Origin of the sequence: Streptomyces sp. NPDC059443, from assembly GCF_042750105.1 — a bacterium.
Classification (GTDB): domain Bacteria; phylum Actinomycetota; class Actinomycetes; order Streptomycetales; family Streptomycetaceae; genus Streptomyces.
On the sequence record NZ_JBHYVM010000002.1, the window covers coordinates 71,296 to 86,316 of the forward strand.

Consider the following 15,021-nt stretch of genomic DNA (forward strand, 5'->3'; position numbering starts at 1 on the left):
CGGTCACTTCCGCGCCGACTTCGCGAGCAGCTTGTTGGCCTCCTCCCGGGCCTTCCTCACCGCCGTCTTGGCGTCCTGCTCGCCCTTGATGGCCTTCTGCATCTCGCGCACGACCGCGTCACCGACCTGATTGGTCCACTGGACGGGAGTGTTGGCGTCGAGCCCGGCGCTCTTCAGCTGCTCGGCACCGACCGCACGGGCCAGGGTCTCCGCGTCCTTGCCGTCGCCCTTGTCGGCGAAGTACGGGTCGGCCAGGCCGATGGCGTTCGACGGGTAGATGGTGGCCTTCTTCGAGAACGCCACCTGGTTGGGGCCGTTGGTGACCCACTTGGCGAACTCGGTCGCCGCGTCCAGGTGCTTGCCGTCCTTCTTGATGCCGAGCGACTGGGCGTAGATGCCGATGTGGCCGAGCTTCCCGGTGACGGCGTTCGCGACCTGCGTGTTCCCGTAGATCTGCGGGGCGTTCTGCTTGATGTCCCTGACGAAGCCCGGGGATCCGGGGCCGAAGACGATCTTGCCGCCACCGTAGAGCTGGTTGATGTCGTCGGACTTGAGCAGGGACTCCTTGGGCATGGCGCCCTTGTCGTACAGGTCCTTCATCCGCTCGGCCCAGGCGACGGCCTTGTCGGTGTCGAAGACGAACTCGTCCTGTTTCTCGTTCAGGATCGGCACACCCATCTTCTGCCAGTCTCCGGGCAGCCGGCCCTTGGGGTCGGCCATGAAGGCGGAGTACCGGCCGCCGGACTTGGCGGCGATCTGCTCGGCGTAGTCGAAGAACTGCTCGACGCTGGTCGGCGGCTTCGCCGGGTCGAGGCCGGACTTCTCGAAGAGCTCCTTGTTGTACGTGAGGATCTCCGGCGTCACGTACCAGGGGTAGGCGTACACGCCGTCGCCGTTGCCGGGCAGCTTGAACTGCTCCCAGGCGCCCGGGACGTACTCCTTGGCGATCTCGGGGTCGAGTCTGGCGACGTCGGCCAGCATGCCGCGGTCACCGAGGAGCTGGAAGGAGTCGGTGGAGAGGTTGACCACGTCGGGCAGGGCCCCGGCCTGCGCGTCGGCGACGAGCTTCTCGTTGTAGCCGTCCCCCGGCACGTCCTCCCACTTGACCTTCGCGTCCGGGTACCGCTCCTCGAACGCGTCGATGACGCCCTGGACGTACGAGGTGAACACGGGCTTCAGCTGGAGGGTGCGGAACGTGATCTGACCGGCCACTTTGCCGGTCTTCTCCCCCTCCTTCACATCCCCGGCGCCGCCACCGCTCACGCCGCATGCGGAGGTCGCCAGGAAAGTGCCGGCCACGAGCGTGGTGATGGCCATGCGCGTCACGTTCCTACGGGTCATCGTCGCCGCCTTCAGGGGGAGTTCCGGCCTCGTCGCCGGAGCGCTGCGCTCAAACTCACCCGAAATGAGGATTCCGTCAATGTGGCCGAAGTCCCGGGAGGCGGGTATCCGTACGTACTGAAATTACGACGGGCGCGCGGCTAACAGCCTGAAAGTCGCTCCGTCAAGACGGCGCTGAACTGCACTGATGCGCTTTAGTCCCAAGCGCCTCACATGCGATATCGATTCGATAACAAACTTGTCGTGCCGTCGGAGTTTGACTTCTTATCGACGATCCACGGAAACGTGCACTAATGCGGTTTACCCAGCAGCCCGCACGCGCCCCGCCGTGAGCGAAAGCGCATTACCCCCTGGTGCACCCACCCCGGCCGGGATAGGTTCGGCGGCACGGCGTGTAGCTCAACCAGCCAGAGCACCGGTCTCCAGAACCGGAAGACGCAGGGGCAGCACCTGCCACGCCGTCACCTGACGAGGCGACGCGCAGCGGGCCGGGCCGCCACCCCGAAAGGCCTTGGTGGCGCCGGCCCGGCCCGGTTAGGGTCCTCGCACGGCGTGTAGCTCAGCAGCCAGAGCACCGACTTGCACAGTCGGAGGGCGCAGGGGCAGGACCTGCCGCGCCGGCGATGAACGAGGACACGACACAGCGACCCGACTGGGTCACCCACGGTCTGTACGGCACCCTGCTCCAGCCCCACGAGCGCGAGGCCGCCCGGCTGGCCGGCGTACCGGAGACCCGGCGCGCCCTCTTCGAGCACAGCCTCACCGGACCCGGCCTCGCCCGGTTCTGGTCGCTCCTGGAGAGCGGGCGGTACGAGCTCCACGCGCCCGAGGAGGCCGCGTTGCTGTGCGTGGCGTGGCTCGTGTGGACCGAGGACCTCGACGCGGCCGCCGAACTGGTCGCCGTCCTGGAGCCGTTCGCCGACCGCATGCCCTTCACCCCGCACCCCACCGACCGCCCTGGCGCCGGAGCCGGCTCAGCGCACGTCCGGACCGCCGGCGAGGCGTCCCGGCTGCTCGCCGGCCGCCGGCCGAACGCCGCCGTCGCGGCGCAGCACGAGGCGCTGACCGTGTGGCGGCCCTTCGAGGACGAACTCCTCGCGTACTGGCTGCGCGAAGCGGACGCCACACCTGCGGACGACACCCCCGCCCGTCTCACGCACACGCAAGACGGCGTGGCCCTGCTGGAGCGGTACGAGGCTCTCGCGGCGGCCCACCCCCTGACGGGACGGCACCGCGACCCCAAGTCCAACACCGCCGTCATGCTCCGCGCACTGACGGAAACCGTCGCGGGTCGCGAACTGTCGCCCCGCCTGGGCGGGTTGCTACGTCACTGCGTGGCCTCGATGGTCGCCAAGCGCGGCCGCCCCGGCTCCCCCGAGCACACCCGGCTGCGGCTGGCCCAGGCCCGGCAGGCGGCGCGGCCCGCGCACCACGGACTGGCGGCGCTGGTACGGGACCGGCTCGCCCCGCTGGCCCCGGACTCCGGGCTGCCCGACCCGGACGCGGTACTCGGCCCGGTGACCGCCGAGGAGGCGCGAACGACCGGGCTCACGACCGGAACCGCGGTGCCGCCCGCCGTACGTGCGGTCGTCGCCGCCACGCTCAGCGCTCCCCCGGAGACGCTCCTGGCGCGCGGTGTGGTCACCTCGGCCGAGCCGCTCGCCGAGCTGGCACCGCACCACCTCGGCGCCGACCTCGCCCTCGCCTGGCACCCCGAGGTTCCCGGGGGACCGCTGCGCACGCTGCTGGCGGAGCTGTACCGGGGCGGCCGCCGGTTCAACCCGTACCTGCGGCAGTTCGCCCGGCTCCCGGAGCTGCCCTGGATCCGTGCCGTCTCGCCGACGCCCGTACGGGAACCGGCGCACGCGGCGCTGCGACGGCTCGCCTTCCTCGCGCTGGAGGCCTTCCCGGGCTCCGACCCGAGTGCGCGACTGGTCCGGGAGCTGGCCGAGCTGGCCCAACAGGCCGGGATCCAGGCCTCGTTCGTCCTGGAGCCCTTCGCTCACAACCGCACCCGGACCCTGACCGGGGAGTTGATGCCCGCCGCGCGGGCGGCCGCCGAGCTGCTGCACGGGACCCCGTACGAGCGCTACTACCGGATCGACTACGCGGCCGTACGGGACATGGCCGAGGCCGACGACCGGGAGGGCTTCGGGCGGCTGTGCGTCGAGCGGGCGGGGCCCCCGGGGCCGGGACGGCCGCCGGCCCTCGGGCCGACCGCCATGCCGCTGGTCTCGGACCCGTTCGTGATCGAGCAGGCCATGACCCTGACCACCTTCAACCTCGCCCCCCTCGTCCACGAGGTCGGCGTCACCCCGCGGACGGGGTGGGACACCCTCGCCCGGGGCGCGTTCGAGGCCGCGCGCCGCCGGTCGGCCACCCCGAAGAAGACCGACCGTGCCTGGCGGCACCTGATGTTCCACCTGTCACTGTGCGACGCGGCACGGCAGGCGGCCGTACTCGACTGGATGGATGCCGAATCCGCCCGCCTCCCGGCCGGCACCGCCGCCCGGCTCGCGCCGATGGTGGCGGGAGCCCGGCGGGCCGTACGGGGCTGAGGGACTCGGTCAGGCCAGCGGGTCGGCCGCGAGCTCGATGACCTCGGCGGGGCCGGCCCGGAAGGCCGGGCTCGCCGCGTCGGCCTCGATCATGTGCGGGGTGGCGTCGTGCGCGGCGAGCGCCTCCTTCGAGGACCAGCGCTCGATGAGGACGAACCGGTCGGGCTCACCGCTCACTTGGTGCATGTCGTACTGCAAGCACCCCTCTTCGGCCCGCACGACCGGCGCGAGCCGCTCGAAAGCGGCGACTTGTTCCCGGCCCCGGCCCGGAAGAGTGCTGATCAGGATGACGAGTTGTATGGGCTGCGACATGCGGCCGAGGCTATCCGGCGCCCTGACCGCACTTGCTCCCGGGGGCCCGGGCAGGGACCAAAGGCCCTACTTGAGGCGGTAGTCAGCCTTCTCGGCGAGCTTGCCGTCCTTGAAGCAGAAGCGGAAGACGGTGTCGCTGTCACCGGAAGTCGACAGGTACCAGGAGCACTCGGCGCCCGCGGGCACGGCGGGGCCGCCCTCCTTGAGGGCCTCCTTGACGAAGGTCTCGCCCGAGGGCAGCTTCGCCCGGACCTCGCTCGCGGGGTCCCCGGCCTTCACGGCCTCGTACACCTTGGGGTCCACCATGGTCTTGTCCGCCACGTCGACGATCTTGCCGATGCCGAAGAGCAGCAGGACGAGCAGGCCTATCCCCAGGACCACCGCCACCAAGCACCCGATCAGGCATCCATTGCGTCGCGCCACGTCCTGGTCCTCCGTACATCCGTGCGTCCATACGTCCACCGCAACTGCTGCGGGCTGTCCCCACGACTCTCGCAAGACGGGGCGGCGAACGCTGTTCTCCAAAGTCGCGGTTGCGCGCAACGATCGTCGTTCGAGGTCAGCTGGGGTGAGGCGTGTATACAGGATGAGAACGATCATTCGGACGAACTGTGAGGAACCACCGTGAGCCAGACCACCGAGCCTCTGATCGTCGTCGGCGTGGACGGTTCGAACCACTCCAAGCAGGCCCTGCGCTGGGGGGTCGCCCAGGCCAAGGCCATCGGCGGCCGGGTGCACGCCGTCATGAGCTGGGAGTGGAACACCAATCCCTTCGGCATCAGTGCCACCGAGCAGGACGAGCTCGTCACCGCCGAGGAGGCGGCCCGGCAGAAGCTCGCCGACACCGTGGCCGAGGCGGTCGGCACCTCCCCGGGCGTTCCGGTCTTCCGCCGGGTGGAGCAGGGCTCGCCCGCGCAGGTGCTGGTCGACGCCTCGAAGGAGGCGGAGCTGATGGTCGTCGGCACCCGCGGCTACGGCGGCATCAAGGGCGCGCTGCTGGGTTCGGTGAGCCAGCAGGTGGTCCAGTACGCGGCGAGCACGGTCGTGGTGGTCCGCGAGGACGGCTCCGCCTGAGCGGCCCAACTCCCCCTCGCCGCAGGCTCAGAACGCAGAACCCCGGCCCGCCCCGTCTGTCGGGGCCGGGCCGGGCCTGTCGGGCCTGTCGCGCCTGTCGCGCCCGTCGGCTCAGGAAGCCGCGCGCCCCAGATCGCCCGGATCGGTGTTCGCGCCGCACAGCACCACCGCGACGCGTTCCCCCGGCCGCCGCGGAGCGACCCGCAGCGCCGCCAGCGCGGTGGCGGCGCCCGCCTCGACCACGATGCGGTGCTCCTCCCACAGCGCGCGCCGGGCTTCGGTGATCGCCGGGTCCGGGACCAGGACCGACTCGGCGTTCTCCTCCCGTACGGCGGCGAGCGCGTCGGCGGAGACCCTGGTCGCCCCGAGCGAGTCCGCGGCCACCGAGTCGACGGAGACGTCGACGAGCCGGCCCGCTTCGAGCGCCGCGTTCAGGGCCCGGCAGTTCTCCGGCTCGGCCGCGATCACCCGTACGCCGTGTTCCCGCGCGGCGGTGGCGACCCCGGCGAACAGCCCGCCGCCGCCGACCGCGACGACCACCGTGTCCAGGCCGGGCAGGGCGGTGCGGATCTCGTCGAGCAGGGTTCCGGCGCCCGCAGCGATGAGCGGGTGGTCGTACGCGTGGCTGCTCAGCGCCCCGCTCCCGGCGGCGAACTCCCGGCAGGCGTCGAGCGCTTCGGTGTACCGGTCGCCGACGAGCCGTACGTCGGCCCCGTAGCCCCGTAGCCGCTCCACCTTCACGCGCGGGGCGGTGGCCGGCAGGAAGACGGTCGCGGGCACGGACTCGGCGCGGGCCGCCCAGGCGCAGGCGAGGCCGGCGTTGCCGCCCGAGGCGATGGTGACCCCGGCGTCGGGGAGGGTCCCGGCGGCGCGGTGGGCGGCGAGGAAGTTCCTGGCGCCGCGAGCCTTGAAGGAGCCGGTGTGCTGGAGGTACTCCAGGGCGTACGAGATCCCGTCGCCCGCCGGTATCACCGCGACGGGCCGTACCGCCCCGGCGATCCGCTCGGCGGCCGCGCGTACGGCGCCGTAGTCGAGCGGCACCGCGTCGAGCTGCTGTTCCATGAACTCACTCCTCCATCGGGCGGACCGGGTGGATCGGGCGGACGGGGTGGACCCGTCGATCCTCAGGCGGTGGCGGGCCGGGCCGCCTCGATCAGCTGGCGCAGGGCGCCGTAGTACACCTCGTGGTCGGTCAGGGCGGGCAGTACGTCGGCCAGCCCGCCCGAGAGCACGGGGAACTCCGCGGGGTCCAGGGCGGCCAGCGCCCCGCGCGAGGCGGCGGTGGCTCCGGCCGGATCCCGGTGGTCGACGAAGGCGGCGCTGCCGAGGGTCAGCAGGTACATCCGGCGGTAGACGGTCATCGCTTCGCCGGGGCTCATCCCGGCGGCGACGCTGTCGGCGAGCGCGGGCTCGACCAGCCGCGCCAGCAGCTGCCGCCCGAGCCAGGGCCGCCCGCCGCGCAGGATCAGCAGCCCGGGGTGGGCCGCGAGCAGCCGGTAGAGGGCGCCGAACCGCTGCTCGGTGGCCTCGGCCCAGCCGGTGCCCGGGGGGATCTCGGGCAGCTGGGCGGCCAGGTGCTCGGTACAGAGGTCGAGCAGCCCGGCGAGGTCGGCGCAGCGGCGCTGGACGGTGGCGTGCGAGACGTCCAGCCGGTCGGCGAGGGCGCGGAAGCTGAGGGCGGCGGGGCCCTGCTCGTCGAGGATCCGCAGGGCGGCGGCGGCGATCGCCTCGGGAGTCGCGCGGTCCAGGGCGGCTGATCTTCTCGGCATGGGATACACCGTATCAGCCATCGGAACATACAGCGTCACGTACGACGGCACGTACGACGTCACGTATGACGTCACATACGCCGTCACATACGGCGCGTCAACCCCTTCGTGTGACGTCGACTACACCCATATTGCTGGTCATCGCGCGATAACCCTCGACTTATGTTGACAGCGGGTAGTCACACCGCTGCACTGAGCGCGCCACAGCCCCACCGTCCCCCACGTCAAGGAGACTCCGTGCCGCCTCGCCTGCGTGCGTCGCTCCCCTGCCTGACCGCGGCCGCCCTGCTCGCCCTCGCGCTCTCCCCCGCACCGGCGACGGCGGAGCCGACCGCGACCTCGGACACCCCGCTCGCGCTCACCCCGCCCATGGGGTGGAACAACTGGGCGCACTACATGTGCGACATCAACGAGGCCAAGGTCGTGGCGAACGCGAACGCGCTCGTCTCCACCGGCCTCGCCGCCAAGGGCTACGACACGGTCACCGTCGACGACTGCTGGATGGCCAGGAGCCGCGACGCGAAGGGCGATCTCGCCGTGGACAGGGTGAAGTTCCCGCACGGCATGGCCTGGCTGGGCGACTACCTGCACGCCAGGAAGCTGAAGTTCGGCATCTACGAGGACGTCGGCCACCTCACCTGCGAGCGCTACCCCGGCAGCGGCTCCCCCGAGGGCGGCGGGCCGGACCACTACGCCCGCGACGTCCGGCAGTTCGCCTCCTGGGGGGTCGACTACGTCAAGATGGACGGCTGCAACCTGTGGGTGCCCGAGGGCAGGACCAAGGAGCAGGCCTACCGGGACGCCTACAACTCCGTCGCCGGGGCGCTGCGCGACAGCGGCCGGAGCATGGTGCTGTCCGCCTCCGCGCCCGCGTACTTCCAGCAGGGCGAATGGGGCGGCTCCGACTGGCACAAGGTGATCGACTGGGTCGGCGAGACCGGTCAGCTGTGGCGCGAGGGCCGCGACATCAAGGTGTACAAGCCCTCCGCGCCGGACACCTCCCGGTGGAGCTCGGTCTTGGGCAACTACGGGTACAACCGCTGGCTCGGCCGGTACGCGGGCCCCGGCAACTGGAACGACCCCGACTTCCTGATCGCCGGCGCCCCCGGGCTCACCGCGGCGGAGAGCCGCAGCCAGGTCGGCCTGTGGGCCATGATGGCCGCGCCGTTCATCCTCTCCTCCCAGGTCTCCGAGATCGGCGCGGACGGGCTCGCCGCCCTCGGCAACACCGACCTGATCGCGCTGGACCAGGACCCGATGGGCCGTCAGGCCTCGGTGGTCTCCTCCAACGCCACCTTCGACATCCTCGTGCGCCCGCTCGCCGGCGGGGACCGCGCCGTGGCCGTCCTCAACCGGTCCGGCGGCGTCCGCGACATCCGCGTCCCGCTCGACGAGATCGGGCTGGCCTCCTGCACCGCCACCGCGAAGAACCTGTGGAACGGGGAACTCCGCAAGGTCTCGGACGCGTTGACCGGGAAGCTGGCCGCACACGACACGGCCGTCTGGCGGCTGACCCCGCAGGGCGGCTGCGCCCCGGCCGTGCCCACCGGGCAGATCGCCGGCCAGGGTTCCGGCCAGGGAGCCGCCTGCGCCGACGGGGCGAACACCACCGGTGTCGGCGCCGTGGTGATGGGTGCCTGCACGGGCGCTCCCGACCAGCGCTGGACCGTGGGCCGGGACGGCAGCCTGCGCCTGGCGGCCGACTGCCTGTCCGCGGGCGAGGACGGCCTCGTGGAGCTGGCCCGCTGCGCCTCCACCGACCGCCGGCGCGAGCCGGGGCAGAGCTGGACGCCCCGCCGCGACGGAACCCTGGTCGAGGACGCGAGCGGGCTCTGCCTGACGGCCCCCGCCCCCGCGGCCGCCCCGGCCGATCCCGGCACCCCCGCCGAGCGGCTGCGGCTGGCCGCCTGCGGCGACCACCGGGTCGACCAGGCCTGGGCCCTGCCGGTCTGAGGGCCGCGCGCATGAGCGAGCAGACCGCGGATCCCGAACCTCCCGAAGCAACCACCCAGACGAGGACGTCGCGCATGTCCGTCCCGATCCCCCGGCCCGGCCTGCCCGGGCGGGCACGCCGCCGGGTCACCCTGGCCGCGCTGCCCGCAGCCCTGCTCACCCTGGCGGTCGCCGGTGCCGCCCCCGGAGCCACCGCCCCGGCGGCCCCGGCACCGGCGCTGGCACCGGCGCTGGCACCGGCGTCCGCGCCGTATGCCGTACGGGGCCACGCGCCGGCGGCGTCCCGGCCGCGGGCCTTCGACGCCGCCCCGGCACGGGCCGCCCTGGAGCGGCTGCTGCCGCGGCACGCCCGGCAGTTCACTCTGGTGCCCGACCCCACTGCGTCCACCGGGAATGGCCGCGCCGGGGCCGACACCTTCACCGTGTCCGGGACCGCCGGCGCGATCACCGTCCGGGGTTCCACCGGAGCCACGCTGCTGACCGGGGTCGGCTGGTACCTCCAGCACGTCGCCGGAGCGGACATCGGCTGGCCCGGCGACAGCATCGGCATGCTGCCGGACGAACTGCCCGCGGTGCCCGCCCCCGTTACCCGGAGCGCGCAGGTACCGCACCGGTACGCGCTCAACGACACCGACGACGGGTACTCGGGCCCGTACCGCACCTTCGAGCAGCACCAGCGCCAGATCGACCTGCTCGCCCTGCACGGCGTCAACGAGGTGTTCGTCCAGGCCGGCGCCGAATACCCGTACTACCGGGCGCTCCAGCGCTTCGGCTACACGGCCGAGGAGCTGCGGGAGTGGATCCCGGGCCCCGGCCACCAGAGCTGGTGGCTGCTGCAGAACCTGAGCGGCTTCGGCGGCCCGGTCACCGAGCAGCTGATGCGGGGGCGGGCCGAGCTGGGGGGCCGGATCGCCGAGCAGCTGCGCGGTCTCGGTATGACCCCGGTGCTGCCGGGCTACTTCGGAACGGTGCCGCCGGGCTTCGCCGCGCGCAACGCGGGCGCGGTGACGGTGCCGCAGGGCGACTGGGCGGGCTTCGACCGGCCGGACTGGCTGGACCCGTCCTCCCCGGTCTTCGCGAAGCTGGCCGCCGACTACTACGCCGAGCAGCGGGCGGTGTTCGGGGACAGCGCGATGTACCGGATGAGCCCGCTGCACGAGGGCGGGCAGACCGGACCGGTCGACGTGAAGGCGGCCGCCGGGGCAGTGCAGCAGGCCCTGTGGGCGGCCCATCCGGGAGCGCTATGGGCGGTGCTGGGCTGGCAGGACGATCCGACCAAGGAACTCCTCGCCGGGGTGGACACCTCGAAGCTGCTGATCCTGGACGGGCTGTCCGACCGGTACAACCGCCTCGACCGGGAGGCCCGTTGGGGCGGCGCCCCGTACGCGATGGGCACGATCTACAACTTCGGCGGGCATACGACGACCGGCGCGAACACCTCGGTCTGGATCGACCGGTTCAAGGCCTGGCGCGCGAAGAGCGACAGCGCGCTGACCGGCACCGCCTACCTCCCGGAGGCCACCGGAACCAACCCGGCGGCCTTCGACCTCTTCACGGACCTGGCGTGGGAGCCGGGCCCGGTGGACCAGCGGAAGTGGTTCGCCGAGTTCGCGGACCGGCGCTACGGCCACCCGGACGCGGAGGCCGCGGCGGCGTGGGAGGAGCTGCGGAAGGGCCCGTACAGCACCTCTTCGGGGCTGTGGTCGGAGTCCCAGGACAGCCTGTTCTCGGCCCGGCCGAGCCTGACGGCAGTGGGGGCGGCCTACTGGAGTCCCAAGTCCATGCGCTATCCGGCCGGTTCGGTGCGCCGGGCCCTGGACCACCTGCTCAAGGTGGCTCCGCGACTGCGCGGCTCCAGCGCCTACCGCTTCGACCTGGTCGACACCGCACGGCAGGCCCTGGCCAACCACTCAAGGGTCCTGCTGCCGCGCATCAAGGCGGCCTACGAGGCCAAGGACCTGGCCCTGTTCCGCGAGCTGACCGCCGAATGGGCGCACCGGGAGAAGCAGTTGGACGAACTGGTCGGCTCCGATCCGAACTTCCTGCTCGGCCCCTGGCTGTCGGCGGCCCGCGCGCACGGGACGGACCGCGCCGAGCAGGACCGGTACGAATACGACGCCCGCTCGATCCTGAGCGTGTGGGGCCGGCGGAGCACCAGCGAAGGCGGCTTCCTGCACGACTACGCGAACCGCGAATGGAGCGGCCTGGTATCGGAGTTGTACGCGCGCCGGTGGTCCTCCTACTTCGCATCGCTGGAGGACGCCCTGGTACGGCGGGCGGCGCCGAGTGCGATCAACTGGCACTCCTTCGAAGAGCGGTGGGCGCGGCTCACCACCCGCCACGCGGACCGGCCCAGCGGCGATCCGTACGCGCTGGCCGCCGCGATCGCGGCCAGCCTGCCCGCCGTCAAATGACCCACGGCAAGGCGGCTCACGCCGCGGCGCCCCACCCGTCGGCGGCCCACCCCACGGCGGCTTAGCGCACCGCGCCCGGCGGCGAGCCGTGAAACCGTGACCCTCACCCTCCCGTGGGAACCTTCCCACCCTCGCGAGGGAAAACCGCCCCGCCGGCTCGCCGGGCGGGCCGGGTACTGGGTTGACTGGCACGGAAGTTGATCAGGGGCGGCCGCCGGAGCGATCCGGTGGCCGCCCCTTCCGATGCCGCCCCCGCCGGAAGGACGCCAGCCATGTCCGAGACCGACCCGGACCGGCCCTCCGCGACGCTGGAGCTGCTGACGCTCCTCGCCGCCGGAGCCGCCGATCTCGCCATCGACCAGTTACGCCAGTCCGCGGACCGGGCGCAGGACGTACTGCGCCGCTCCGACCTGCGGGAGCTGATCACCGACGGGGTGGTGGAGCTGCGCAAGCGCGGGGAGATCGCCACCCGCCGGGCGGGCGCGCCGGGCATGGACAACTACCTCGAAACCATGGCCCGCCGGGCCGCCGAGAGGGCCGGCCATCCCCGTGCCTGACCACGCCGCCCCGGGCGGCACCAAGGGCCACGATCACGCGGGCTTCAAGGCCCGCGTGGACGAGGTGCTGACCGGCCTGGTGGACGAGGAGGAGCGGGCCCTGCTCGGTCTCCACGCCGAACTGTCGCCGCTCTCCGAGCAGTTGCGCCGTTCGCTGGCACGCGGGAAGCGGCTGCGCGCCGCGTTCCTGTACTGGGGCTGGCGGGCGGCGGGTCAGCCCGACTGCGAGGGGGTGGTGCGGGCCGCCGCCGCGATGGAGCTGGTGCACGCGGCTGCCTGCACCCACGACGACATCATCGACGACAGCCGGATGCGGCACGGGCAGCTCACCGCGCACGCCGCGTTCGCCGCCGCCGGGCAGCGCCCCACCGCGCTCGCGCTGATCCTGGGCGACCTGCTGATGGGCTACGCCGGACACGTCTTCGCCTCCTGCGGCCTCCCCGGGGCCTACCTCGCACGCACCGCCCCGCTCTGGACCACCCTGCTGCGCGAGACGATGGCGGGCGAGTTCCTGGAGGTGCTGCGCACCGCCGGTCCCGCGAGGGAGCCACGGGTCGCCGAATCCCTGGAGATCTGCCGCTTCAAGACGGCCAAGTACACGGTGGAACGGCCGCTCCAGCTCGGCGCCACCCTCGCAGGCGCGCCCCGCGCGCTCTTCGAGGCCTTCTCCTCCTACGGGCTCCCGCTCGGCGAGGCCTTCCAGCTCCGCGACGACCTGCTCGGGACCTTCGGCGACCCGGCCAGGACGGGCAAGTCCAACTCCGACGACCTGCGCGACGGCAAACCCACCGCGCTGCTCGCGCTGACCCTGGAAGCCGCCGGACCGGATGACCGGGCACTGCTCGCGAAGCTGGTCGGCAACCCGGACCTGCGACCGGACGAGGCCGACTCGGTAAGGGAGTTGATGGATTCCTCCGGGGCGCGGGAACGGGTCGAGTCCATGATCCGGGGGCGGATCGACCATGCCTGCGCCGCGCTGGACACCGTACCGATGCCCGCCGAGGCGCGCTCCGCGCTGCGCGAGCTGGCGGGCACGGCCGCCGACCGGTCGCACTAGAGGCACCCGTTGCCGTAGCCGATGCCGTAGCCCACGACCGCCACCGCCACCGCGACACGAAGAGGGACGACCCAGACGTGAACACGGCCGACACCACCACTTCGCGCGCCCGTTACGACGAGGCCGCGCTCGACGCCCTGAGCACCCAGGGCGACCCGCTCGCCGACGAGACCGTCGCGACCCTGCTGCGCCGGGGCGAGGTGGGTGACCTGAACACCCTGATGCGGTTCTTCGGTACCGCCGGGGACGAACTCCCCGACCGGCTCCCGGCCAGCGCCCGCGCGTACTTCGAGGCCACGGCCATGCCGCCGGGCTGGGTCGACTGGGGTGTCATGGAGCAGGCCCGGCTGTTCTTCATGGACAACGCGGCCCACATCAACACCGGCCTGTCCTTCGCGGCGATGCCCGTGACGTACGCCGTGCCGCGCATGGCACGGCTGCTCTCCTCGACGCACTCGCTCGCGTACCCCTCGCGCCGGATGGCCAACACCGGCCAGTTCGTCACGTACTTGATGCAGAGCGACTCCTTCGCACAGGGCAGCAAGTTCCTCCCGGCCGCCCAGAAGGTGCGCCTGCTGCACGCGGCGGTCCGCCACCACCTGCGCGAGGGCGGCCACTGGGACGTGGAGCGCGACGGACTGCCCATCTGCCAGGAGGACATGATCGCCGGATTCGGCATGTTCTCCCTCCTGGTGCTGGACGCCATGCACCGGCTCGGCGTGCACATGAGCGAGGAGGGCGCCGAAGCGTACTTCTACGCGTGGCGGGTCGTGGCCGCCATCCTGGGCTGCGACATGTCCTCGGTCCCCGGGACCCTCACCGAATGCCGCGCCTACCTCGACCTCTACCTCGCGCGCCACCTCGGCCCCTCCCCCGAGGGCGTCCACCTCAACGCCCAGCTGATGCGGCTCTACGAGGACGTGGTCCCCGGCACCCTCTTCGACCCGATGGTGCCCGCGACGATCCGCTACCTCGTCGGCGACACCCTCGCCGGCTGGCTGGAGATCCCGCGCGGCCCCTGGGACACGGCGGCGCGGGCGGTCCCGGTGTTCATCGGGTTGCTGGAGACCATCGAGGACAGCGGTCCGCTCGCCGAGTGGGCCCTGGACAAGGCGGGCTCGCTGCTCGCCGGGTTCGAACTGTCCGCGCTGACCCGGGGCCGGGTGATGCACCACGCGATCCCTGAGGAGCTCAAGCCCGACTACGGGGTGAAGCCGCCGCGGCCGGGCCGGTGGGTGCCCCCGGCGCCCGTCCATTGAACTCTGATAGGAATTTCGGCCAATCCGGTGGCGCGACGGCTACGAATCGCTGACAAGGCGTGCGGCTACGGAGGAATGCCGGTGGATCGCGGAGGATCGGTGCCGTGGATGAGCTGACACGGGCCGAGGAGAGCGAGCGCCTGTCCGTCCTGCTCGGCCGGGTCGCCGAGGGGGACGAGGCGGCGTTCGTCTCCGTGTACGAGGCGGTGAGCGGGTCCGTACTGGGGGTGGCGCACGCCGTATTGCGCGACCGCGCCCAGGCGGAGGAGGTGGCCCAGGAGGTGCTGGTCGAGGTGTGGCGCACCGCCGGGCGCTACCGCGCCGATCGGGGCACGGTGCGCGCCTGGGTGCTGACGATGGCCCACCGCCGTGCGGTGGACCGGGTCCGGTCCGTGCAGGCCTCGGTCGACCGGGAACGCCGGGCGGCCCGGCTGGACGCGGCGCTGCCGGAGTTCGACGAGGTGAGCGAGGCGGCGATGGACCACGAGGAGCGGGAACGGGTCCGGCGCTGCCTGTCCTCGCTGACCGAGATCCAGCGCCAGTCGGTGAGCCTGGCCTACTACCGGGGACTGACGTGCAGCGAGGTGGCGCAGACGTTGTCGGTGCCGCTCGGTACCGTGAAGACACGGCTCCGGGACGGCCTGCTGCGCCTGCGCACTTGTCTCGGCGTGTCGGCATGAGGGCGCGGTACGAGGATCGGGGACCGGAGAGCGGACCGGAGAGCGGA

General features: G+C 72.5%; 13 protein-coding genes and 2 tRNA genes. 10 read left to right on the forward strand and 5 right to left on the reverse strand.

The genetic code is table 11. The features are described 5' to 3' along the window. Positions 1–3 precede the first annotated feature (3 nt). Positions 4–1,341: an ABC transporter substrate-binding protein gene (locus tag ACFXDJ_RS01925; protein ID WP_384654200.1), complete on the reverse strand. Its 1,338-nt coding sequence runs from the start codon at positions 1,339–1,341 to the stop codon at positions 4–6. Positions 1,342–1,729: 388 nt separating this feature from the next. Here ACFXDJ_RS01925 and ACFXDJ_RS01930 point away from each other — a divergent pair. The 3 genes from ACFXDJ_RS01930 to ACFXDJ_RS01940 all read left to right on the forward strand — a co-directional run bounded on the left by ACFXDJ_RS01930 (position 1,730) and on the right by ACFXDJ_RS01940 (position 3,899). Beyond that, positions 1,730–1,803 (forward strand) — tRNA-Trp (locus ACFXDJ_RS01930). Between the two features lie 86 nt (positions 1,804–1,889). Further along, positions 1,890–1,962, forward strand: a tRNA-Cys gene (locus ACFXDJ_RS01935). Between the two features lie 2 nt (positions 1,963–1,964). After that, positions 1,965–3,899, forward strand: coding sequence for a hypothetical protein (locus ACFXDJ_RS01940; RefSeq protein ID WP_384654202.1), 1,935 nt, complete (start codon positions 1,965–1,967; stop codon positions 3,897–3,899). A gap of 9 nt (positions 3,900–3,908) precedes the next feature. On the opposite strand, the gene ACFXDJ_RS01945 is transcribed toward ACFXDJ_RS01940, so the two are convergent. Both ACFXDJ_RS01945 and ACFXDJ_RS01950 read right to left on the reverse strand, forming a co-directional pair. Then, positions 3,909–4,211: a putative quinol monooxygenase gene (locus ACFXDJ_RS01945; protein ID WP_384654204.1), complete on the reverse strand. Its 303-nt coding sequence runs from the start codon at positions 4,209–4,211 to the stop codon at positions 3,909–3,911. Between the two features lie 66 nt (positions 4,212–4,277). Next, on the reverse strand, positions 4,278–4,634 hold the full coding sequence (locus ACFXDJ_RS01950) for a hypothetical protein (protein ID WP_384654206.1): 357 nt from the start codon (positions 4,632–4,634) through the stop codon (positions 4,278–4,280). Between the two features lie 201 nt (positions 4,635–4,835). On the opposite strand from ACFXDJ_RS01950, the gene ACFXDJ_RS01955 reads away from it, so the two are divergent. Beyond that, on the forward strand, positions 4,836–5,285 hold the full coding sequence (locus tag ACFXDJ_RS01955; RefSeq protein WP_384654208.1) for a universal stress protein: 450 nt from the start codon (positions 4,836–4,838) through the stop codon (positions 5,283–5,285). 111 nt (positions 5,286–5,396) lie between these two features. Here ACFXDJ_RS01955 and ACFXDJ_RS01960 read toward each other — a convergent pair whose 3' ends face one another. Together ACFXDJ_RS01960 and ACFXDJ_RS01965 are read right to left on the reverse strand one after the other, a co-directional pair. Continuing rightward, positions 5,397–6,347, reverse strand: coding sequence for a serine/threonine dehydratase (locus tag ACFXDJ_RS01960; protein ID WP_384847497.1), 951 nt, complete (start codon positions 6,345–6,347; stop codon positions 5,397–5,399). A gap of 62 nt (positions 6,348–6,409) precedes the next feature. Continuing rightward, complete coding sequence (locus ACFXDJ_RS01965) at positions 6,410–7,054, reverse strand: TetR/AcrR family transcriptional regulator C-terminal domain-containing protein (protein ID WP_384654212.1); 645 nt, start codon at positions 7,052–7,054, stop codon at positions 6,410–6,412. A 237-nt stretch (positions 7,055–7,291) separates the two neighbouring features. Here ACFXDJ_RS01965 and ACFXDJ_RS01970 point away from each other — a divergent pair, with 237 nt between their 5' ends. From ACFXDJ_RS01970 to sigK, 6 genes are all read left to right on the forward strand, one after another. Next, a complete protein-coding gene (locus tag ACFXDJ_RS01970; protein ID WP_384654214.1) occupies positions 7,292–9,007 on the forward strand; it encodes a ricin-type beta-trefoil lectin domain protein in 1,716 nt (571 codons plus the stop codon). Positions 9,008–9,081: 74 nt separating this feature from the next. Next, positions 9,082–11,421 (forward strand): alpha-N-acetylglucosaminidase, encoded by a 2,340-nt coding sequence (locus tag ACFXDJ_RS01975; RefSeq protein ID WP_384654216.1) that lies wholly within the window; start codon positions 9,082–9,084, stop codon positions 11,419–11,421. 272 nt (positions 11,422–11,693) lie between these two features. Further along, entirely contained in the window at positions 11,694–11,978 is a 285-nt protein-coding gene (locus ACFXDJ_RS01980; RefSeq protein WP_384654218.1) for a hypothetical protein, read from the forward strand. Then, a complete protein-coding gene (locus ACFXDJ_RS01985; protein ID WP_384654220.1) occupies positions 11,971–13,035 on the forward strand; it encodes a polyprenyl synthetase family protein in 1,065 nt (354 codons plus the stop codon). The genes ACFXDJ_RS01980 and ACFXDJ_RS01985 overlap by 8 nt, the downstream gene beginning before the upstream one ends. Positions 13,036–13,112: 77 nt before the next feature. After that, on the forward strand, positions 13,113–14,294 hold the full coding sequence (locus tag ACFXDJ_RS01990) for an oxygenase MpaB family protein (protein WP_384654222.1): 1,182 nt from the start codon (positions 13,113–13,115) through the stop codon (positions 14,292–14,294). A 104-nt stretch (positions 14,295–14,398) separates the two neighbouring features. Then, a complete protein-coding gene (gene sigK, locus ACFXDJ_RS01995; protein ID WP_384654224.1) occupies positions 14,399–14,974 on the forward strand; it encodes an ECF RNA polymerase sigma factor SigK in 576 nt (191 codons plus the stop codon). Positions 14,975–15,021: the final 47 nt, after the last annotated feature.

Bases quoted from the DNA above. Each gene is read 5' to 3' on its own strand.
- ACFXDJ_RS01925 (WP_384654200.1), bottom strand. From the start codon at position 1,341: ATGACCCGTAGGAACGTGACGCGCATGGCCATCACCACGCTCGTGGCC.
- ACFXDJ_RS01940 (WP_384654202.1), top strand. From the start codon at position 1,965: ATGAACGAGGACACGACACAGCGACCCGACTGGGTCACCCACGGTCTG.
- ACFXDJ_RS01945 (WP_384654204.1), bottom strand. From the start codon at position 4,211: ATGTCGCAGCCCATACAACTCGTCATCCTGATCAGCACTCTTCCGGGC.
- ACFXDJ_RS01960 (WP_384847497.1), bottom strand. From the start codon at position 6,347: ATGGAACAGCAGCTCGACGCGGTGCCGCTCGACTACGGCGCCGTACGC.
- ACFXDJ_RS01965 (WP_384654212.1), bottom strand. From the start codon at position 7,054: ATGCCGAGAAGATCAGCCGCCCTGGACCGCGCGACTCCCGAGGCGATC.
- ACFXDJ_RS01975 (WP_384654216.1), top strand. From the start codon at position 9,082: ATGTCCGTCCCGATCCCCCGGCCCGGCCTGCCCGGGCGGGCACGCCGC.
- ACFXDJ_RS01980 (WP_384654218.1), top strand. From the start codon at position 11,694: ATGTCCGAGACCGACCCGGACCGGCCCTCCGCGACGCTGGAGCTGCTG.